This window comes from Paenibacillus sp. FSL H8-0122, from assembly GCF_038005345.1.
In the GTDB taxonomy this organism is placed as follows: Bacteria; Bacillota; Bacilli; order Paenibacillales; family Paenibacillaceae; genus Paenibacillus_AQ.
In genome coordinates this window covers 3,767,512-3,789,573 of record NZ_JBBOTB010000001.1, presented here as the reverse complement: position 1 = coordinate 3,789,573, position 22,062 = coordinate 3,767,512, and the positions used below count along the sequence as shown (strand labels likewise).

At 54.3% G+C, this 22,062-nt stretch carries 14 protein-coding genes; 12 read left to right on the top strand and 2 right to left on the bottom strand.

The features are described 5' to 3' along the window. Positions 1-71: 71 nt before the first annotated feature. The 4 genes from NSS64_RS16600 to NSS64_RS16585 all read left to right on the top strand — a co-directional run bounded on the left by NSS64_RS16600 (position 72) and on the right by NSS64_RS16585 (position 4,394). On the top strand, positions 72-1,778 hold the full coding sequence (locus NSS64_RS16600; protein WP_341140840.1) for an RICIN domain-containing protein: 1,707 nt from the start codon (positions 72-74) through the stop codon (positions 1,776-1,778). 89 nt (positions 1,779-1,867) lie between these two features. Continuing rightward, positions 1,868-2,203: a hypothetical protein gene (locus tag NSS64_RS16595; RefSeq protein WP_341140839.1), complete on the top strand. Its 336-nt coding sequence runs from the start codon at positions 1,868-1,870 to the stop codon at positions 2,201-2,203. A gap of 815 nt (positions 2,204-3,018) precedes the next feature. Next, positions 3,019-4,182: a glycoside hydrolase family 27 protein gene (locus tag NSS64_RS16590; RefSeq protein WP_340941722.1), complete on the top strand. Its 1,164-nt coding sequence runs from the start codon at positions 3,019-3,021 to the stop codon at positions 4,180-4,182. 14 nt (positions 4,183-4,196) lie between these two features. Further along, the gene (locus tag NSS64_RS16585; protein WP_340022826.1) at positions 4,197-4,394 is read left to right on the top strand and encodes a hypothetical protein; all 198 of its coding nucleotides are present in this window, start codon (positions 4,197-4,199) and stop codon (positions 4,392-4,394) included. A gap of 54 nt (positions 4,395-4,448) precedes the next feature. On the opposite strand, the gene NSS64_RS16580 is transcribed toward NSS64_RS16585, so the two are convergent. Beyond that, complete coding sequence (locus NSS64_RS16580) at positions 4,449-5,057, bottom strand: TetR/AcrR family transcriptional regulator (protein WP_341140838.1); 609 nt, start codon at positions 5,055-5,057, stop codon at positions 4,449-4,451. 188 nt (positions 5,058-5,245) lie between these two features. On the opposite strand from NSS64_RS16580, the gene NSS64_RS16575 reads away from it, so the two are divergent. Beyond that, the gene (locus tag NSS64_RS16575; RefSeq protein WP_341140837.1) at positions 5,246-6,274 is read left to right on the top strand and encodes an aldo/keto reductase; all 1,029 of its coding nucleotides are present in this window, start codon (positions 5,246-5,248) and stop codon (positions 6,272-6,274) included. 119 nt (positions 6,275-6,393) lie between these two features. Here NSS64_RS16575 and NSS64_RS16570 read toward each other — a convergent pair whose 3' ends face one another. After that, a complete protein-coding gene (locus NSS64_RS16570) occupies positions 6,394-11,613 on the bottom strand; it encodes an S-layer homology domain-containing protein (protein WP_341140836.1) in 5,220 nt (1,739 codons plus the stop codon). Between the two features lie 435 nt (positions 11,614-12,048). On the opposite strand from NSS64_RS16570, the gene NSS64_RS16565 reads away from it, so the two are divergent. The 7 genes from NSS64_RS16565 to NSS64_RS16535 all read left to right on the top strand — a co-directional run bounded on the left by NSS64_RS16565 (position 12,049) and on the right by NSS64_RS16535 (position 22,053). Next, positions 12,049-13,869, top strand: coding sequence for a sensor histidine kinase (locus NSS64_RS16565; RefSeq protein ID WP_341140835.1), 1,821 nt, complete (start codon positions 12,049-12,051; stop codon positions 13,867-13,869). 2 nt (positions 13,870-13,871) lie between these two features. Beyond that, the gene (locus tag NSS64_RS16560; protein ID WP_341140834.1) at positions 13,872-15,458 is read left to right on the top strand and encodes a response regulator; all 1,587 of its coding nucleotides are present in this window, start codon (positions 13,872-13,874) and stop codon (positions 15,456-15,458) included. Positions 15,459-16,312: 854 nt separating this feature from the next. Continuing rightward, positions 16,313-17,629, top strand: a complete 1,317-nt coding sequence (locus NSS64_RS16555; RefSeq protein ID WP_341140833.1) for an ABC transporter substrate-binding protein — start codon at positions 16,313-16,315, stop codon at positions 17,627-17,629. A 63-nt stretch (positions 17,630-17,692) separates the two neighbouring features. Next, the gene (locus NSS64_RS16550; RefSeq protein ID WP_341140832.1) at positions 17,693-18,604 is read left to right on the top strand and encodes a carbohydrate ABC transporter permease; all 912 of its coding nucleotides are present in this window, start codon (positions 17,693-17,695) and stop codon (positions 18,602-18,604) included. Between the two features lie 11 nt (positions 18,605-18,615). Next, positions 18,616-19,446: a carbohydrate ABC transporter permease gene (locus NSS64_RS16545; RefSeq protein ID WP_340992366.1), complete on the top strand. Its 831-nt coding sequence runs from the start codon at positions 18,616-18,618 to the stop codon at positions 19,444-19,446. A gap of 100 nt (positions 19,447-19,546) precedes the next feature. Continuing rightward, on the top strand, positions 19,547-20,854 hold the full coding sequence (locus NSS64_RS16540) for an ABC transporter substrate-binding protein (RefSeq protein WP_341140831.1): 1,308 nt from the start codon (positions 19,547-19,549) through the stop codon (positions 20,852-20,854). An 80-nt stretch (positions 20,855-20,934) separates the two neighbouring features. Next, a complete protein-coding gene (locus NSS64_RS16535; protein WP_341140830.1) occupies positions 20,935-22,053 on the top strand; it encodes a GNAT family N-acetyltransferase in 1,119 nt (372 codons plus the stop codon). Positions 22,054-22,062: the final 9 nt, after the last annotated feature.

The window sequence follows — 22,062 nt, the reverse complement described above, 5'->3', positions numbered from 1 at the left end:
ATTCAGATGTATTCGCTTTCATTAAGACGGCATCTGCCGATTACACGTTCATGAGAAGGAGATGGGTATCTGTGAGAAAAAGGAAGTTAAGCTTATCCATGAAGCTGCTGGTGATGCTGGCCCTGCTGCTGACGCCGATGCAGTCCGGCGGCGGCACTGCAAACGCTTGGGAGGGTTCGCCTGTTCCCAAGCTGCATGTAAGCGGCAATCAGCTGGTGAACAGCAGCGGGCAGCCTGTGCTGCTAAGCGGCTGGCATCAGCCTACCGGGGCTTACTGGACGTATCAGAACAGCAATTATTACCTGAACCGCAACGGCGGGAACCGGCATAAGGCTACTCTGGAGTACCTGAAGGAGATCACGGATACCTTCACCAGCACCTCCGGCAAATACGGCAACAGCCACGGCTGGTACTCGAATCAGGTCCGCCTGTTCATCGACCGGGAGGATATGGGCGATGTCGCAGCAGGAACGTATAACTTCGCGGGCCTTCAGGCAGCTACCCAGAATCTGATCATTCCCTATGTGGAGTATGCGAAGACGAAGGGGCTGTATGTCACGCTGGGGCTGGACTTCACCCTGCTGGACAATAAGGCGACCACCCAGGCCAATCTGGACAAGTTCAATCAGATCTGGGGTTACCTGGCCTCCCAGCCGGGACTCAAGAGCGCGGATAATGTCATGTTCGAGCTGGTGAACGAGCCGGTGCTGAGCGATGTGAACGGACAATGGGGCGGCAATCCCTCCCAGCCTAACTTCGCAGCGTTCTGGAATTCGCTGAAGAACTTCCAGAACTCCATGATCTCCACGATCCGCAGCAAGGGCGCGGATAATGTGATCTGGGCTTCCGGACTTGGCTGGGATCAGCACTATCAGCTGACGGCATCGAGTCCGCTGACCGACCCGCTGAACAATTACGGCTATGCCGTACACTGGTATCCGGGCTACGGCGCTTATGACAATTACAACTCGCTCCAGCAGATCTGGGATAGCAGCATCAAGCCTGCTGCCGATGCTTACCCGATCAATATTACGGAAACGACCTGGTTCAAGAACCAGCCAGGCGACTCCTCGTATTGGGATCTGTTCAACGGTACGAACGCAGGCTTCGGCAAGAATACCAAAGCGATCTTCACCGCCGCCGGCAATGTCAGCATTGCCGTCCATATGAACGGATTTCTGCTCAATCCCGGTCCCAAAAGCTCCTTCGCCGATCCCGACGGCGGGCTGCTCTATGACGGCAACTCCACCCGGGACGGCATGGCGCGCTTTATCTTCGAATGGTACTACGAGCGGGCACAGTTCAACCCCTGGAACGGGGTGTGGAACGGGGTCACCAACAATGCGAAGTATAAGCTGATCAACCGGGCGTCAGGTAAAGCGATTGACGTTCCGAACGGGCAGAATACGAACTCCCTTCAGCTCCAGCAGTGGCCGGAGAACACCGCGCTGGCTCAGCAATGGACGGTTACGGATATGGGCACGTACAATAATATTTACCGGCTGCGCAGCGTGAATTCTTCCGACAATAAGGTGATGGATGTGCGTAACGGCACGAAGAATAACGGCGAAGCCATCCAGCTGATGCAGGATTTGAACAACACCGCCCAGCAGTTCCGGCTCATCAAGCTGAGCAACGGCTACTGGAGCATTCTTAATGTGAACAGTAACAAGGCAGTCGAAGTCACAGGAGCCTCCACCGCAGACGGAGCGAAGCTCCAGCAGAACCTCTACCGCGGGGATCTGCACCAGCAGTGGAAGCTGGTCCAGGTGAACTAGAGCTTTATGGTAAGAGCCCCCTTCTCCATCTGTAGGGCGGTCCGGGACAGTACCGGATTGCCGCGCGGGGAAAGGGGGCTTTTTTGAGCGTGCGGGAGGTGCGAGTGCCGAATGTAGTCGCAAAACCGATTACATTGGGCAGGACGGAGGCGTGCGGGCGAAAGGTAATCGGAAAACCGATTACATTCAACGCTGCGGAGGCGCGTGGGCGAAATGTAATCGGAAAACCGATTACATTCAGCGCTGCGGAGGCGAGCAGGCGAAATGTAATCGCAAAACCGATTACATCGGGTGTGTGTGTAGGCGCGTGGGCGAAATGTAATCGCAAAACCGATTACATTCAGCGCTGCGGAGGCATGCGGGCGAAATGTAATCGCAAAACCGATTACATCGGGCGTGTGTGTAGGCGCGTGGGCGAAATGTAATCGGAAAACCGATTACATTCGGCGCTGCGGAGGCGTGCGGGCAAAATGTAATCGCAAAACCGATTACATTCAGCGCTGCGGAGGCGCGTGGGCGAAAGGTAATCGCAAAACCGATTACATTCAGCGCTGCGGAGGCATGTGGGCGAAAGGTAATCGCAAAACCGATTACATTCAGCGCTGCGGAGGCGAGCGGGAGAAATGTAATCGTAAAATCGATTACATCGGGCGTGTGCGGAGGCGCGTGGGCGAAAGGTAATCGCAAAACCGATTACATTGGGCAGGACGGAGGCATGCGGGCGAAATGTAATCGCAAAACCGATTACATTCAGCGCTGCGGAGGCGCGTGGGCAAAATGTAATCGAAAAACCGATTACATTCGGCGCTGCGGAGGCGAGCGGGTGAAATGTAATCGCAAAACCGATTACAATGGGCGGGCGCAGGGCGTACGGGAGACGGATGTCGGAGGCTGGAGTGCCGGGCGGAAATGTGCGGAGGGAAACAATTGCCTTTTATACACTTGCTGATGAACGGAAGGCTTCTCCTACAGCAATGGTTGGAAAAACAACACTTACTCCCGCCCACTCCCGCCGAAGTTGCTGCATATGCGCCCACAAGCATCACAATCCGCATAAAACAAACCAAGCTCTTTTCACCTTCGACTCTCTCACTCCTTATATAAGAAAAGCAACATCCATACATATGAAAGCAACGTCAAGCTATAGATTACAAGGATTAGGTATGATTAAATACATAAATAATACAGCATTTTACCAGGGATTAATTCCTGTCATAATGCGAAAGGATGAATACAAATCATGGACAAACAGCAACAGCTTGGCTTAACCCCTCCGATGGGATGGAATTCGTGGAACACATTTACTTGGGATATCAACGAGCAATTGATCCGGGAAGCGGCCGATACGCTGGTGGCGGACGGTTATAAGGATGCAGGGTACGAATACATTGTCATTGACGACTGCTGGAGCCTGAAGGAACGGGACAAGGATGGCAAGCTGGTGGCTGATCCGGTTAAATTCCCGAACGGAATGAAGGCGGTTGCAGATTATATTCACTCTAAGGGACTGAAGTTCGGCATGTACTCTTGTGTGGGAACGCATACCTGCGCCGGGTATCCGGGCAGCTTCGAGCATGAATTTCAGGATGCCGCGTCGCTGGCGGAATGGGGCGTAGACTTTCTGAAGTATGATTACTGCTTCAAGCCGCGACATATGTCGGGAGAGCTGCTGTACAAGCGGATGAGTCTCGCACTTAAGAACTGTGGAAGAGACATTCTTTTCTCCGCATGTAACTGGGGTGAGGATAACGTCTACCAGTGGATTCGTGAATCCGGCGCGCATATGTACCGTTCCACCGGCGACATTCAGGACAGCTGGGAATCGATCAAGACCCTCGCACTGTCGCAGCTGGATAAAGCCGCCTACACCGGGGCCTACTGCCACAATGACCTGGATATGCTCGTCGTGGGCATGTACGGGGGGAGCAACAGCGACTTCATCGGCAGCCAGATCGGCGGCTGCACGGATGTGGAGTACAAGACACACTTCTCGCTGTGGAGCCTAATGGGTTCTCCGCTCATGATCGGCAGTGATATCCGCAAGGCGAACGAGGCCACCAAGAACATTCTGCTTAACCCCGATCTGATTGCCATTAACCAGGATATCGAGGGCCGCGGAGCTTACCGCATTAAGCCTGAGCCGCAGTGGTTCCATACCAATGAAGTGTTCATGCTGGTAAAAGTATTAGCAGACGGCGACCTGGCCATCGGGTTCTTCAACCTGAGCGATGGACAGCGGGAGATGTCCCTGCAATTCTGGGATTTCGGGCTTCCGTATGCCTCCGGCAAATCGCTGTCGCTGTATGACTGCTGGGAGCACAAGGAGCTTGGGGTGTTCAGAGAACGGTTCGCTCCGGTTGTGCCAGCTCATGATTGTCTGATTGTACGGGCCAAGATCGTCTAACAGGCGGCCCGAATATGAGCAGAACCTGCAGAAAATGCGGCGTCCCCTTAATGACCGATGATGTGGCGATTTACCTGAAGCTGGTCACGCGCAATGCCCAGGATTTCCTGTGTATCGACTGTCTTGGCGAGCAGCTGAAATGCGGACGCGAGCCGATTGAGCGGCTGATCAAGTACTTCAGGGAATCGGGGAAATGTGTGCTGTTCCGTTAAAAATACTGACAAGCCCAGAGCAGCGGTCTCCATGGATGGAGAATTGCTGCTCTGTTACTTTTGCGGGACGGTGTGATCAAGACAAGGGGTATTGCGTATATATACGGTTAACATTCTGGCTATATCCTCGGGAGGCATGGCACGGCCGCTCGTAAACCAGTGATGGATAAGCCCAAATTGTGCGTTACCCAAATAAGCGATGGCATATTCAGTAAACAGACGGCTTTCGTGATCCATCTCCGGTTGCTGATGCTTCAGATGATCATATAAGCGTGTACCGGTCAGATAACGCAGCCGTTCCTGGATCTCAGCCGGAGCATCCGGATGGAATAGCGCCTTGAAAAAACTGGCGTGCTGCTGCATATACTCAAAGGCCTTAGTAATAGGAGGGAATGCTGCTTGCGGATCAGGATAGTCCATTAACTCTTGCATCTGGATAGGCGCAAATACCTCTAATAGTCCTTGGAAAAATGATGTCCCCTCAATCAGATGAAAAATATCTCTATAATGCAAATAGAAGGTGCCCCGGTTAATCCCTGCTTTTTCACAAAGATTCTTTACCTTCAGTCCTTTAATTCCTTCCTTCTCCAAGATAGATAACAAGGCGTTTTCCATTTGAGTGCGGCTGCGGACGGCTCTCATGTCTGTACTACGTTCAATCATGGACGGAGCTCCTTTGTACGGATAACCATTATTTTATCAACACTATTGACATTGTATCTATTAATAGACACTCTGCCTCTAATGTTCATTGATCTCCTTGGTATGCCTGATTATAATGGGTCCTAGCGCTGGAATCAACACGTGTTCATTATCTTCGCCATGGCAGGAACTTAACTAGGAGGATGATCATGGAATATCGTTATCTTGGAAAGACAGGTACTAAGGTCAGCAGCTTTGCGCTCGGCGGGTCTGGTTTTGGAACCAGGACAAGTGAAGAAGAGAGCCGGCAAATCATAGATAAGGCTTTGGATTATGGGATTAATCTGGTGGATACCTCTAATATTTACGGAAAGGGGGAATCAGAACGTGTAATAGGCCAAGCGATTAAGCACCGACGGCAGGATGTTCTGCTGGCTTCTAAATTTGGTGCGGAGTCTCCTGGGAATATTAATCAGAGCGGCGGGTCACGCCGCTGGATACGGACGGCTGTCGAGCAAAGTCTGTTACGCCTGCAAACCGATTATATAGACATTTATCAGCTTCATCTTCCGCTGGAGTGGATGGGCTATGAAGAAATTCTGCTTACCTTGAACGATTTGGTGAAGGAGGGGAAAATCCATCATATCGGTACCTCCAATCACCTCGGCGGGCAGCTTGTGCATGGACAGGCGATTAGTGACCGGTATCATATTCAGCGTTTTGTAAGTGAACAGACACCCTATTCGTTGATTAACCGGCGCATGGAATTTGAACTTGCCGGAATCGCCAAGCAATACCAGTTGTCTCTATTTGTGTATAGTCCCTTATCCGGGGGCTTGCTAACTGGCAAATATAAACCGGGCCAGCCCGCACAACGCGGCACACGCGCTTCCGAGTTAAAAGGATATATGGATAATCTCGACCCGGAATTAGCGGAAAATGAAAACAAGTTCAAGATCATTGCCCAATTGCAGCAGTTGGCCAATGAATCCGGGATGGAACTTGCGGATATGGCCATCGCTTTTACACAAAGCCATCCGGCCGTCACCTCCACTATATGGGGGCCACGGACCTTGGACCAATTAAATGCCTATATCTCCGGTGCGGGGATCAGGCTCAGCACAGAGGTGCTGGATGCGATTGATGGTATAGTTCCGCCAGGCAAGCGGGTGGATGATAAAGAACAAACCTGGACTCCGGAGTGGATGGAGCCGGAACAGCGCAGGCGGCACATGTAGAGCACGAACGGGAAGCTTAGGTATATAACAACAACAGCGGCAGAATAGGGCGGGTACCCGCCCTATTCTGCCGCTGAGTTATTTATTTAGAGGGATGAAGGATGCTAAATCACCGGGAGTTAGTTCATTAATTCCGCTTGCATCAGCAAGCGGAGGATGACGGTTGCCGCCTCCGCACGGGTTGCGGATTGTCCCGGCTGGAATTGCCCGGCCGGTGTCCCGGTGATCAGGCCGGCCTGAACAGCCTTGGCCACATCCTGCTGCGCCCAGCCCGCAATCTTGTCGGCATCCTTGAAGGCTGTAGGCTGAAGCTCTGAAGCTGGGAGCGGCGAGCCTGCAAGGGCGATCGCCTTAACCAGAATAACGGTCATCTCCTGTCGGGTAATGATGTCGCTTGGCCGGAAATTATTGTCCGTTCCGCCCTGCACCAGACCCAACTCAGCGGCTGTTCCGACACTTCCGGTGTACCATGCGCCGGAGGGGGTATCCTTAAACGCAACATCTGCCGAACCGGAGGAGGAGTAGCCCAGCGCACGAACCATCATCGCTGCGAATTCCGCGCGGGTTGTGGTAGCGTTCGGTGCGAATTGGCTGTCCGTTAAGCCGGTCAGGATGTACTTGGAAGCCAGCTTTTCGACGGATGCCTGTGCCCAGTGCCCCTTGATATCCTCGAATGTCTTGTTGCTTGAAATTACTGCAAAAGTGCCGTTGCTCGGACTATAGAACGTGACACCTGTGCCGTTGAAAACCGCCGGGACGAAGGTGAAGCTTCCGTCCTTCCCGATCCGCACCACAGTCGCATTGCGGCTGTCCGCCGGAGCATCAAGCTGCAAGGTGTGCCGGGAATAGCTGCCCTTGAAGCCCGGGATCTCCACCGTACGTCCATTGGCTTCAGCTGTTACCGTGTATTCAATGGCTTGGCTGATTAATTTGCCCTTGGCTGCCAGAACAGCCTGAAGGATCTCTTGCTGCCGCTGTTCCGGCAGGACCGTCATACTGACCTTAAGCTTCCAGTCTCCGGTTCCCAATTGCTGGCCCCAAGCTGCGGTATCAACCGCTTTGACAGGGAAGTGGAAGGTGCCGAGCGGAGACGAGACGGTGATCTGGTCTGCCGCTTTTACTTTCTGCGCATCCAATGTGGCTGTAGCAGTAGTTCCTGTAACCTCTGCTTCGACGGTCAAATGGCCGCTGCCGCTTGGTGCTTCCGGCTGAACAGGGGTGACCGAACCAACGGTAGTGCCACCGCCGTTGCCACTCCCGGCGTTCCCGCCGCCGTTATTGCCGCCGCCAGGATCACCGCCGCCGTTATTACCGCCGCCAGGATCACCGCCGCCGTTATTGCCGCCGCCAGGATCACCGCCGCCGTTGTTGCCGCCGCCGGGATCACCGCCGCCGTTGTTGCCGCCGCCGGGATCACCGCCGCCGTTGTTGCCGCCGCCAGGATCACCGCCGCCGTTATTGCCGCCGTCGTCAATCGCAAGCGTATGCCGCGCATAAATATCGAACCGGTCGAATGCAGGCGCGTATTGGCGCGGGACCGCCGTGTAAGGAGTGAATCCTTGCGCCCCGGTTCCTCCATAAGGGTTGGAGCCGCCGTCATACGTATTATTATTGGAGAAACGGATGCTGTTGGTGCCTGCTTTCAGTTCAACATCAAAGGTCTGTGTGGCGAACTGCTGCCATGAGATGGTGTTCTTGAAAAAGACCGTCTGCGGCTCACCGCCGTTGACGCTTACTTGCGCATACCGTTCAACAACGTCATTGTTGTAAGCATGTGTCCCCGCACTTTCACCATTCGCGTAGGTAACGACCAGCTTATAAGTGCCTGCTTTGGACACCGTGATGTCCTTAAGCTCCAGATACCGCTCTTCTCCGTCGAAGGAAGTAATGCCGTTCACATATTTGCCGCCGGAAGCGTATTTGGCGAAGGCATCCTCGCGGATGAGCGGCAGCTCGGAGCCGGCCGGAGTACCTACGACCGTTGCCGCCTCTGCCTCAACGGAATATACAGAAGTCTGGCTGACGAAGGCTGCATTAATATAATCCAGGCTAAGCGCAGCGCTGGAACGCACATCAACCAGGTTAATACCTGTGCGTAAGAAGGCTGGTACTGTAGCGGTCTGCCATTGTCCGCCGGTATCGGTAACAGGCAGATCCACGAGCGGCTTGCGGTCATGTTGAATTTGCAATTTGCCCGCGCCCGATGCGGCATAGCGGATCTGCAGATCATACATGCCGTCTTGCAGCACACTTACCACAAAGCGGGTATTGGCATCCTGGCTGCTGCCGTAGCCGGTCACATATCCGGCACCCTCGAAGCCTTCAAGGCTGCTCTCTCTGGATAATCCCAGCGCAGAATCATAGTCGGCGAATTCCGCTTGAACACGGTAGCTCGGCTCTGCGCCCAACATACCGCTATAAGTTAATTCCATCGCGTCAAGGGTGGATTCGCCCTGGCCCGCTTCTCCCGTATCCGGGTTGTACTTGCTGATGCCGATGGAATGTGTCCCTTGCGTCAGATCGGCAAAAATCGTATTGCCACCCAGCAGCTGCATGTTGTAATCCGCACGCAGAACCACCTTCGTTGCCGGCTGATCATCAATCTTGATGAACCATTCGGAATTGATGCGCTGATTCGCATCTCCGGTATTGGATTGATTGCGCAGGGTGGAGGTTGCGCCGCTGCCGCCAATCAGATCCAGACGGTAGCTCCCGTCTGCCGGAACCGTAACCTCCGTCCATTTCACCAGGCTGTCCGCAGCCTTGATGCCTTGGACATACTGGCCGTTCGAGGCAGAGCGTCCGGTGCTCTTGCGCGGATAGTGATCCGTCAGTGTCACATTGGTCCGCACCTCTGCATTCTCAGCCTCGAAGCGCTTATAGAAAGTCTCCTTCGCGGCATGAGCTACCGCCGGAGTAATGACTGCATAATACGCCGAGGTGTAATCGTTCAGGTTGACATCCAGAGTGACCGCGCCGTTCTTGACAGGATAATCACGGTCCAGAATCTGGGTAGGCTCTACGAGAAATCCGGTCAAGCCTGTATATCCTGCGTGCCATACGGTGATATGCACGGCTTCTGCTTCTGTGAGGAAGGAGGGGCTGTTCCCGTTGCCGGTCACGTTGTTGAACACGATCTGGCCGTCTCCTTGTGTGCCTCCGAACGCGATACTGACCTGCTTTTTGTTGTCTTGAATGGAGCTTAGCCCGTACAAGCCGGGGCCGAAGGCGTCCTTCTCATGTCTCGCGTTGATGACCTCAATCTTGGCCATGTCGCCGCCCATCATATCGGCATACCACTTGTAGAGCCACCATGCCCCGTTAGGCTCATTCTGCCCGGCAAGCAGGGAACCGTAGGAGTTGGCCGTGTTCCAATACGGCAGCATGCTGTTCATTTTCAGCTCATCATAACGTGCGATGTAATGAATCAGCGAGCCGCCTACGGCAATCTCCGAGGTTGCGGCATACTCATTGATGTCCACCTTGATCGGGAAGGGGACCGTCCGGTCCGGGTACAGCTCCCGATAGCGCTGCACGGACCTCTCTTCCACCGTCCGGAAGGTGGCTACGTTGGAGGGAGCCTGGTTGAAGGCTTTGTCCCACAGCATATGCCAGCTGATAATGTCCGGCAGACAGTCATTCTCTACGCAGTAGGGAATGAAATCCTCGAATACCTTGGCTCCGTACTGGGTTAGATTCACACCCGAAATGACTGCGCCGGGGTCAATCTCTTTGATCTTCTTCGTTACCGCCAGCCAGTCGCTGTTGAATACGGCTCTTGAATTCTTGCCTGTCTGGTTATCCGCCAGCAGCTGGGGATAACGGGTATTGTTCTGCTCAGGCTCATTGAACGGGATATAAATGAATCTGGCATCCGCATCCCGCCCCGGATTCGCGGCCTCCCATTGCTGCTTGTAGGCCTTGACAGCTGTTGTAATCGGAATGACGGCTTCCTGAATATATTCGTTAGCCGTTCTGGACGGATAGTACCAATGCTGATAATAATCCTGCATGACGATATTTACAGCTTCCCCGCCAGCCTCGAAGAAATAGTCCGACACCCGCAGCGCGTCGCCGGTCGGATGCTGGATGCCGTTCGGCGGCTTCTGAGAGATATGCGAGGGCTTGATCGGAATCAGTGTATTGATATCCGGCACATTCGGCTCGCTGATCGCATACAGTGCGCCGGAAGATCCATGGAATACAGGTCCGAGCGAGCGGTCTGCCAGATCGACCGAGATTTTGGCCGGCTTGGCTGAAGTGTTCTCTTCATGCTTCGTCGCCGCATAGAGTGCGCTGACCTGAGTGGCATTTAACTGGACATTATAGATCCGCAGATCATCGAATTTCCCCTTGATATCTCCATCCGAGGTATAGAGCGATCTGCCGAAATCGTTGAATTTCAGCGCGTTCAGATAATCACGCGAGAAGAAATGCTCCAGAACGGAGGACATGGTCGCTTCAGGGGAGCTTTTGCCCTGATCCAGACCTTTGGTGCCAACGGGAACACCGTCCAGGTATACCTCGTAGGCCCCGCTGCTGGTCATAGTGACAGTCACCTGCTGCCATTTGCCCTTGGCCGGGTTACGGTTCCAGACGATATCGCCTTTGTAGCTGGCAATCTGACTTGGATTCGTGCCGGTATAAATCCGGTTGCTGAACGTGCCATCCCCGGCGATGATAATGAATTCGGAGTCCTGCCAGCCGCTTACCCCGGCATTCGTCAGCCCCTTCTCGGCAATTGTGGAGGACAGCAGACGGTTATAGGCGTTAGCCGAAGAGTCGATGTTGGCCCAAAAGGAGATGGACAGTTCATCCTTGATCCTGCTGTAGAGCTGATCCGGCAACTTCAGCCAGGCGGTACCGTTCCCGCCGCCTGGTAAAGAGAGGACGTCTCCGCGCTGGTCGTCATAGACAATGGCTGCTACTCCCTTAAGCTCAGCACGTTCAGCGGCCGCATCGGGGTAGACGCTGTTCACCACCGTGGTGCGGTCAAGCACCTGTCCGGGGCGGAAGCTCCACTGGAACAGCGGGGCCGCCTCAGCAGCGGTCTTCAACTGGAGCTGATCCGGCGCAGTCTCCTGAACAGGAGCCGCCTCCGGCAGTGCAGCAGCGTCCGCCACCGCAGCAGCATCCGGCTCTGCCGGGGAAGCGGGCACTTCATCGGAATCAGGTGCCGTAACCGGATCGGTCACTAACTCCGAATCAGTCACCCATACAGAATCTGCCACAGGAACCGGGTCTGCGGCCGGAGCTGTGGAAGCGCTTGCCAAACTGGAGGGCAGAAGAGTCAGAATTGCCAGTATAGATATCAGTGAACGCTTAAGATATAGCCTCAATAGATACTCACCTCTTTTGTTTTTTGGGGATACCTGTCCTAATAGAACGGTCTGCACACTTGAAACAATTCTCTATCCACTAACACTTATCTCCGCTATCTCTGCATAGGCACCGCAACCTCCCTGTCATTGCTGCTTCGCTTCACCGAGAATGTTAAGTGAATGACCCTTACTATAAAATCAAGCTTTTTTACTGTTTTTGTTCCTTTCTTTACGTCTCTGGGTTACTGCCTGGAGCGGGCAGACAGGGAAGCAGAAGCGGGAGCCGTAGAATCCTGCCAGCCCTTTCCCCGTAATCCCCCTACATGTAAAAAAGGGAACGAAAAGAGTAAAAAAAAGACATGCAGAGCAGGGTGGCGGGAAAGCAGCCGGGAGTCTATCATTAAAGGTATTCTACAAAGGTGTTCCACCAACTCTGCCGCCGGAGGTTATGACTTGAAAGCTCCCTTCACCTTGAAGCCCAGCCGCCGTTTTGTGAGCGTGAAGAACAAAATGCTGTTCTTTTTCCTGCTGGCCATTCTGATTCCGGTTGTGATTCTGTTCGTTACCTCCTATATCTCCTCCCAGCAGATGCTTGAACGTAAATATACGGACCTGCTAGCCGATGTGACGAGACAGTCGAATATCCGCATCGAGGAATTCCTGGAGGACACGAAGCAGATTTCGCTCATCGCCAGCTACGGGATTAACAGCTACATCTCAGCTGTCTCGCAGGAGAACTACCCGGTACAGAACTATCTGCACGACAGCTCTGTGACGAACGAACTTCAGGCTACGCAATTGCTGATGAATTACATCACGATGAAGGACCGCGCCATCTCTATCTATGTCTACAATCTGGTGAATGGCAGCGACCTCTATGTGGCCCCGAACAAGCCTGTCGACTATACGTATAACCCCCGTGAGGAGGATTGGTTCACCGAATTCCTGCGTTCTGACGATATTACGCGCGATCTGCCGACCCGGCTGGACCTGCAGACCAAGGCGGACAGCAATTGGACGATTTACAATCTGCGTAAAATCTTCGATATGGAGAACGGCAAGCTGATCGGCGTAATGGCGGTAAGTGTAGACATAGATTTCATCAACCGGCTGAACAAGCGGATGGAGGCAGGCAACCGTTCGGCCTTCACCGTTACCGATGACAGCGGCAGGATTATATTCAACAACAATTATAACCTGATCGGCAAGCCGTTCAGGACACTTTTTCCGGTGCGTGAGGAAGAACTTGCCGCAGGCTCAGGCAGGCAGATTGTCCGTGTATCCGGCAAGGACTATATTCTGATCCAGTCGCCATTGGAGGAACATAGCTGGAAGACTTATATGTATATGCCCGTGGAAGAGCTCGCGGTGGAAGGCGACATCCTGAAGCGGAATCTGTGGACGATTGCTGTCGTGCTTATCCTGTTCGCCCTGACCAGCTCGGTGTACATGTCGAATCTGATCACCCGGCCGATCAAGCAGCTGATCCGCAATATGACGCTGGTGGAGCAAGGGAAATTCGATAATCTCCCGGCGGTCCGTTCGAATGATGAGATCGGTGTCATGGCCAGTCGGTTCGAGCAGATGTCCGCTGAACTCAAGCAGCTGGTGGAGCGGATCTACGTGGAGCAGGAGCAGAAGGTCGAGGCTGAAATACGCGCGTTGCAGGCCCAGATCAGTCCGCATTTCCTGTACAATACGCTGAATTCAGTCAAATGGATCGCCACCATGCAGCAGTCGGAGAAGATTGTTGAGATGACCGGAGCGCTGATCTCTATGCTCCGTTATACCGCCAAGACGGACAATCGGCTGGTGCCGATCCGTGAGGAGCTGGAGCACATCGGCCATTATATAATCATTCAGAAGGTGCGGTATTTCAACCGGATCGAGTTCCATTCGGAAGTGGAGGAGACGCTTGCGGAGCAGGAGATTCCGAAGCTGAGCATCCAGCCGCTGGTCGAGAATGCGATCTTCCACGGAATTGCCGACCAGGAGGACGGGCTGCTGTCTATCGAGGTCCGGCGGGCCGGAAATGCAGAACTCACCATTACGGTCAGAGACAACGGTGCGGGCATCAGCGCTGAGGCGGCAGCGAAGCTGCGCAGCAGACTGGGCGGTGCAGAGGACAGCGGCGGCATCGGCGTTACCAATGTGCATCAGCGGATACGCCGGTTATACGGCGAGCCGTACGGGGTATCGTTCGAGAGCAGTCCGGGGCAGGGTGCGGTATTCGTGATCACAATTCCCATTCGGGACAGGAAGGGGGCCTATTGAGTATGCTGGGTGTGCTTATCGTGGATGACGAGCTGCTGATGCGTATCGGCCTGAAATCGATTATTCAATGGGAAGATGAGGGATTTACGATTCTGGGGGAGGCCGCAAACGGGCGCGAAGCGCTGGAACTGGCCGGGACGCACCGGCCGGATCTGATTATTACGGATATCAAAATGCCGGTGATGGACGGTCTGGAGCTGATCCGGGAGGCCCGGCGGCTGGACATCGGCGGGCAATTCGTCATCCTTAGCTGTCTGGATGAATTCCAGTATGCGCAGGAGGCGCTCAGGCTCGGGGCGGCGGACTATCTGATCAAGAGCGATATGAAGCCGCAAGAGCTGGTGCAGGTGCTGGAGACGGTCAAGAAGCGGGCGGTCCGCCTCTCCGCAGGCAGCTCCGCCGCAATGCCGCCCGGCTCCTACAAGGAGAGCATCGAGCATTTGAAGGAGACACTGTTCAAGGAGGTGCTGAGCGGCTTCAAGGGAGCCGAAGAGGTGCTCGCCCGGCGTGAAGCGCTGCATATCCGCCTGCCGGACGGGCCGATGGTGCTGATGAAGCTGCGGATCAACCGGTTTGACCAGCTGCGGCGCAAGTACGTGGAGCAGGATGAGAAGCTGCTGCGCTATTCGGTGGCGAATATTCTGGAAGAGATCCTGCCCCGCAAGCGGGCGAAGGAGATCATCGTCATGAATTCCGCGGAATATGTGCTGCTGCTCGATCTCGGAGAGGAAGGCCGGATTGTCCGCGCGGAGATCGAGCGCGCCGCCGCCAAGATCCAGGCGGCGATGAAGGATTTCCTGAAGCTGACCCTGTCGATCGGGGTCAGCGGTCCGGCTCCCGGCTTTGACGGCCTGAAGCGGGCCTATCAGGAGGCGGACATGGCGCTTGACGAGCTGTTCTTCGCCGGCGGGAGCGGCCTGTCCTTCTATGATAAGGCCAGGAGCCGTCAGAGAAGCGGGGAGCGGCTGTTCATCGACAAGCCTTGCATGCGGAAGTTCAGGCAGGATACCGAGAGCGGAAGCGAAGGGGCGCTTGCCTTCCTGAACAGCCTGAAGGATACTATGCTGCTGGAGGGCTGCACGAAGCAGGCAGCGCGTTCGACCTACATACGGATGCTTGGCGCGATTCTGTCCTGCTTCCCGTCGCTTCCCGAGCCGAATGAAGCCGGGCTTACGGTGTACGAGAGCATTCTCCATGAAGAGAGTCTGGAGGGGCTGCACCAGACCGTCGCCGGTTATCTGGAGCAGTGCAGAGCGCAGATGTCGGAGGGACAATCCTCCCGGAGTTATGCAGAGCAGGCGAGTGAGCTGATGATGCAGCTCTACGCAGAGGATATCTCGCTGCAGTCGGTGGCGGAGCAGATTAATGTGAACGCCTCTTATCTCAGCAGGGTATTCAAGCAGGAGACCGGCGAGAATTTCGTCAGCTTCCTGACCCGGCTTCGTATGGAGAAGGCCAAGAGCCTGCTCAGGGACAGGAACATTAAGGTCTATGAGGTTGCTGAGCGTGTGGGTTATCCGAACACCGCGTACTTCAGCAAGCTGTTCAAGAAGCTGAACAGTATGAGTCCGGAGGAATACCGGGGCTAGAACAGTATCAGATTAACGGACCTGAGAGACCCTATTCCCAGCAAAACGCCACCTTTTGCGGATTAACGGACTCAGTAGCCCTTATCGTCTCTCTACGAGAGGTTTAGGAGTAGAGATTCCAAGAATAAGCACCAAGAGGTCCGTTACTTGCCCAAGTGATGACGTTAAACCAGAATAAGCGCGCCTCAGTCCGTTACGCCGGGCTATACGCCTTTAATGGACAACTCCCGTCTTTATCTGGGAATGGCACCTGAAGGGGGGCCTCACTCCTGTAGTCATTCAGGCAGGATAGTGCCCCATCCAACAGAATAAATCGCTTTGGTAAATCGTTTGCTGTGGGTTTGCAGCGCCCCGATTACCATACCTGCTCATGAGCGCTACGCTTAATTGTATTTTGTGCAACTAAAATGTCTGTTTTACTCCTTCTTCTCACCTTAGTTGTATTTCGTACAATTAAAATCTCTACTTTCCCTGGGTTCCGCCCTTTGGGGCAGATTTAGTTGTACAGATTACAGCTAGAAGAGGTAAGCCTTCTTTTTCGCTGTTTTTAAGTGTACATTTTGCAACTATCACTGAATGTCTACTTGGAACCATAGGCTATAATGCGCTTCACGGTTGAACCCCATTCACTTCTTTAGTTCTGATGATCTACTAGAACGGCAATTGTCAAAAAAAGAACAGAGTCTGTAAAAGAAGTGCATCCGCTGCGGGTGCACTTCTTGCCGCTTCCGGGGATTGGTCAAAAAAAGGAAATGTTCCGTAAAAAACAGCCATTTCGATACCTGCCCCCTTCACCTACTATTGGAGGTGCAGCAGATGCAGCACATCCTAAATGGAAGTTGGGGGTAATTCTAGTGAAGAAAAAAAGCTTGGCTACCGTGTTGTCTATCTTACTTGCGGCGGTCACCTTGACGGCTTGCGGCAGTGGCAGCGGCAACGGCAACAGCAATACATCGGCTTCACCACCGGCAGAGGCAACGGATGCCGCAGCGGCTACCCAGGCGGCAAGCGGAGAGAAGGTCCAGCTGACCTACGCGATCTGGGATTCCAATCAGGAGAAGGGGCTGCGGACCATTGCCGATGAATTCGAGAGCAAGAACCCGGACATCAAGGTCGATATCGAGGTGACCGGCTGGTCCGATTATTGGACGATGCTGGAAGCGGGAGCCACCGGCGGCTCGCTGCCGGATGTCTTCTGGATGCACTCCAATGAGATCTACCGCTATGCGAACAACGGCATGCTGCTTGATCTGACAGACCGCATCAGTAAGAGCGAAGAAGTCAAGCTGGAGAATTACCCGGAAGGCCTGAACCAGATCTATAATCTGGGGGGCAAGCAATATGCGGTTCCGAAGGATTTCGATACCATCGGACTGTGGTACAACAAGACGCTGTTTGACGAGGCGGGTGTGAAATACCCGGATGAGAACTGGACCTGGGATGATCTGCACAGCGCAGCGAAAGCGCTCACCAAGGACGGGGTATACGGCTTCCTCGCGCCGATGCACAACCAGGAGGGGTATTACAACTTCGTCTATCAGAACGGCGGCACCATTATTACAGCGGACAAGAAGTCAGGCTATGACGATCCGAAGACGATCGAAGCGCTAGATTTCTATATAAGCTTCGTACGTGACGGACTGTCCCCTGAGGTGTACGGAGATGCCGAGCGTGCCGATCTGCTGAAGAACGGCAAGGCGGCGATGGGCCTGTTCGGTTCATGGAACCTTAGCGGCTTCACAGAGAACGAGTTCATGGCGAAGAATTTCGATGTGGCCGTCCTGCCCAAGAAGGCTGCACAGGCCTCCATCTATAACGGCCTTGGCAATGCGGTTGACGCCAAGACGAAGCATCCCGAGGAAGCGTGGAAGTTCGTGGAATACTTAAGCTCCAAGACCGGCCAGGAGCGCCAGGCGGAGCTGGGCGTTGCCATCTCGGCGTACAAAGGCGCGGCTGACAAGTGGGTGGATTCGAACAAGACCTTCAACATCAAGGCATTCGTTGACATGGTCAGCTATGGCGTAATCCGTCCGTATTCCAATACAACGGCTGTCTGGGAAGACAAGGCTTATGAAGCGCTGAAGCCGGCGTTCTCCGGCAAGGTGTCAGTAGAGGAAGCAGCCCGTAATGCAGCGAAGGTGATGAATGAGAGTCTCGCGGAAGAGAAATAAGCAAGAGTCATATGCCTGCGGCAGCCTGGAGGCTGCCGCAAGTTTGATAGGAGAGGGAAGCAGATGAATCATACCGTCAAGAGGAAAATTGGAGCCAAAACCTGGAATGAATGGTCCTGGGGCTGGTTTCTGATCGCGCCAACGATGATCGGCCTTATCGTCCTCAACTTCATTCCAATAGTGCAGACCGCTTACCTTAGCTTCTTCAAGAGCGGAGATTTCGGCAGAGGCAATATCTATATCGGAGGGGAGAATTACCGCAAGCTGATTCATGATCCCCAGGTATGGCATGCGGTCGGCAATACACTGCTCTACACCTTGCTGGTCGTGCCTGTCAGCATTGCCATCGCCATGCTGGTGGCCGTGCTGCTGAACGGCAAGCTCGCGGGCCGCTCGCTGTACCGCACGATCTATTTCATCCCGATGGTCGCCGCTCCTGCGGCAGTGACCATGGTATGGCGCTGGATGTATAACCAGCACTACGGCCTCATTAATTACGGGCTATCCAAGCTGGGCCTTCCGGCTGTCAACTGGACGACGGACCCGAGGGTAGCGATCTTATCCATCGCGGTGATCGGAATCTGGAGTGTCATCGGCTATAATATGGTGCTGCTGCTCGCCGGTCTGCAGGAGATCCCGAAGGACTACTACGAGGCCTCGGATATCGACGGAGCCAGCCGGGTGCGCCAATTTTTCGTGATCACTCTGCCGCTTGTAACGCCAACATTGTTCTTTGTTGTGGTGACCACGATTATCCAGGCCATGCAAGTGTTCGATGTCATCTATATGATGATCGATGTGAGTAACCCGGCCTATGATCATACAGTATCGCTTGTGTATCTCTTCTATAATAATTCGTTCAAGTACTCCAACAAGGGTTATGGCTCAGCGATTGTAATGGTGTTGCTCGCGCTGATCATGATCATCACCTTCTTCCAGATGCGAGCGCAAAAAAAATGGGTCAACTACATGTAGGAGGCGGCACTATGGCCAAACATAAACAACTTAACCGTATCTTAGCCCACCTTGTGCTGCTCCTGGGAGCAGCCGCGATGATTCTTCCGTTCGTCTGGATGGTGCTGACCTCGTTCAAGTCGGTTACGGAGTCCACCTCGATGAATCCCTTTATCTTTGTCCCCAAGACCTGGAGGGTGGAGAATTATCTGGAGGTATGGCGGCAGAATAACTTCCTGATCCTGTACTGGAATACGTTTGCGATGATGGCTCTAAGGGTGCTGTGCGCGGTGATGTTCAGCGCGATGGCGGCGTATGCTTTTGCCAGACTAAGATTTCCGGGGCGTGACTTCTGCTTCAGTCTGGTGCTGTTCCAGATGATGGTGCCGACCCAGATCTTCATCATCCCGCAATATCTGATGGTCGATGCGCTGGGGATGCGCAATACGATCTTTGCCTTGCTGTTTCCGGGGCTGGTCAGTGCCTTCGGCACCTTCTTATTGAGACAATTCTTCATGGGCCTGCCTAAGGAGCTGGAGGAGGCGGCGAAAATCGACGGCTGCAATATCGGCCAGACCTTCGCCAGAATCATGCTCCCGCTGGTCCGCTCCGGTCTGGTGGCCCTCGGAATATTCACAGCCCTCTTCTCCTTCAAGGACCTGATGTGGCCGATGATCGTCAACACAAGCTCGGACGCTGCGACCCTCTCCTCGGCCCTGGCTAAGATTCAAAGCGCCTTCGCCGTGGACTACCCGGAGCTGATGGCGGCTTCCGTGCTGGCCATTTGGCCGATGCTGCTAATCTACATCCTGTTCCAGCGGCAATTTATCGAAGGGATTGCAACTTCGGGGGGCAAGCTCTGATTGTCCGTTGACTGCAATCTATTGGATCGGTCAGAATATAACGATAGGGCAAGAACGTTACAGAAGCGAACGGAGAATAGATTAAGGAAGGGGAAGCGTCATGAAGAAGTGGAGACCCGGTATCGGGGGCAGCATTGTTCTGCTGCTGTTCATGATTGGCGGCTGTGATACCCGGAGCAGTACAGACGCTTCCCTGCTGTCCGGCGGAGGCGGAGCGGCAGACACCCGCGAACCCGTCATCCTCCGGTACTCCAGCTATCTGCTGGATACGGCGCAAGCAGGCAAAGTGTATTTTGACGCGATTGCCGAATTCGAGAAGCTGTATCCCCATATCCAGATCGATGCAGATTTCATCCAGAACAATAATTATACGGCGGGGATCAAGATCCGGCTGCTTGGCGGTGAGAAGGTGGATGTATTCGATACGTGGTCGCCCAGCCTGTTCGAGGAATTCCGCGCTCTGCGGAGCGATATGTACCTGGACCTGACCGGAGCCGATTTCCTCAAGGAATTCTACCCGAACTCCCTGCTGCCGGTTACGGTGGGCGGCCGGGTATACGGAGCGCCGGAGGTCATGCACAGTGACGGGCTGCTCTACAACAAAACCTTGTTCGACTCTCTCGGGCTGGAGGTTCCGCGCACCTGGGACGAGTTCCTTGCGCTCTGCGTGAAGCTGAAGCAGGAAGGGCTTATTCCGGTGGCAATGGATGCGGAGTGGTCCACGGCCCAGTTCTTCTGGGGGTCCATCATGTCGGATAACGGGGCGGATGCCGCCTGGACGAAGAAGCTGGAGAGCGGGGAGATCACTATCGATGATCCGGTGTTCGTGGATGCCATCCAGAAGCACCGGGAGATTATCGACCGGGGGTTCGTGCCGCCCAACTGGAAGAGCCTGAAGCATGAGCAGGCCAAGGATCTGGTCGGCATAGGCCAGGCGGCCATGATTATTACGGGAACCTGGGACATCCCCAGCATCAAGGAGCGGAATCCGGCTCAGGATATCCGCTTCATGATGGTGCCGGGCAGTGTGCGGACGGTGCCGAACATCAATGTCGGCACGTACCGGGTGATCAGCTCGCGGACGGAGCATCCCGAGGAGGCCAAGCAGTTCGTGGCGTTCATGAACGGCAGGGCTACGCAGGAGAAGCTGGCCGCAGGCGCTCTGGCAGTGCCTTCGGTCATCTCGGCCCCGACGGACCGGAGCGACTCGGTCTCGTCCATTGCCGCTGCGGTAACGCGCGAGGACGCCACGCTCTATTGGCCGCATACAGTATCGACGGAGTCGCTCCAGGTGAAGATTCTGGAGGGCGTCAACCAGTATCTTGCCGGACAGCCCATGGAGACCGCACTGGCCAATATCCAGCAGGCGATTGATGAGGCTGCGGCCAAGCGGCAGCAATCAGAGTGACCTGAGCAGGAGATGGGGGATGCCCATAGAATATAGTCAGGGAAGCAGTTGAATATACAGACTGGAAGGGTAGGACGACAATGGTTAACTACAGAACGGCAGCTCCGCACGAACGCGAGGAATACATAGATTTGGCCAACCTTGCCTTCCGCTTTGATTTTGAAATTCTGATGCCCAAGGCGTATGACAAGAGCGTAGATTCATCAGCGATGCATAAGGTAGCTGTGGACGAGCAAGGCAGGCTGCGAGCGCTGGTGGCTGTTTTTCCAGAGTCTCTGACGGTATGTGATCATACGCTGCGCACCGGCTATCTGGGTACGGTATCTGTTCATCCGCGTGCGCGAGGCGAAGGGCATATGAAAGCGCTTATGAACCTGTGGCTTGAAGAGCTGCGGGGTACCTGTGATATGGTTGTATTATATGGACAGCGGCAGAGATATGAGTATTTCGGCTTCACGCTTGGCGGTGTCAAGTTCAAATATACCGTGGCAGAGGCCAATGTCCGCCATGGCTTAAGAGGGGTGAATGACACCGGAATATCCTTCAGTCCGCTGTTTGATATGGAAGGTGGAGCAGAATTTGCATATACTCTGAACACCTCGCGGCTTGCTTATGTTGAACGTAACTTAGAGCAATTGCCGCTGATCTTCGGTACACTCTGTCAAAAGGCACTTGGCGTTCTGGATCAGGGCAAGCTGATCGGGTATCTGGTTGTCAACGAAGCGGGCGATGATATCGCTGAAATCGCGCTGAAGAGGGCGGATGACATTCTGCGGACGATCAAGGCCTACATGGCTTACAGCAGCGCAGGGCAGATAACGTTGCACGCGCCGGAATATGACATCCCGCTGAATAAGGCTCTTGGCGGCATTGCGGAAGACTTCGTGACCGAGAACTCGGATATGTATCATATTTTGGATTTCGCCAATGTCCTGAAGGCGTACCTCACGCTGAAGTATAAGACCACAGGCATTATCCCGGGAGAATTCTCCGCAGTCATGGACGGACAGCCGGTGACGGCGCGGGTGGACGAAGAGGGCGTGAGCGTCGAGCGGTCAGCCAAGACGGATGCAGTTGTACTTAGCAGGCAGCAGGCCCAGGCCCTGCTGCTTACACAGCACAGCCGTTATATGGCCGTGGATGCGCCTGCAGGCTGGTTCCCGCTGCCTCTGTTCTGGTACAAAATCGATAAGTACTGAGTCATCCGT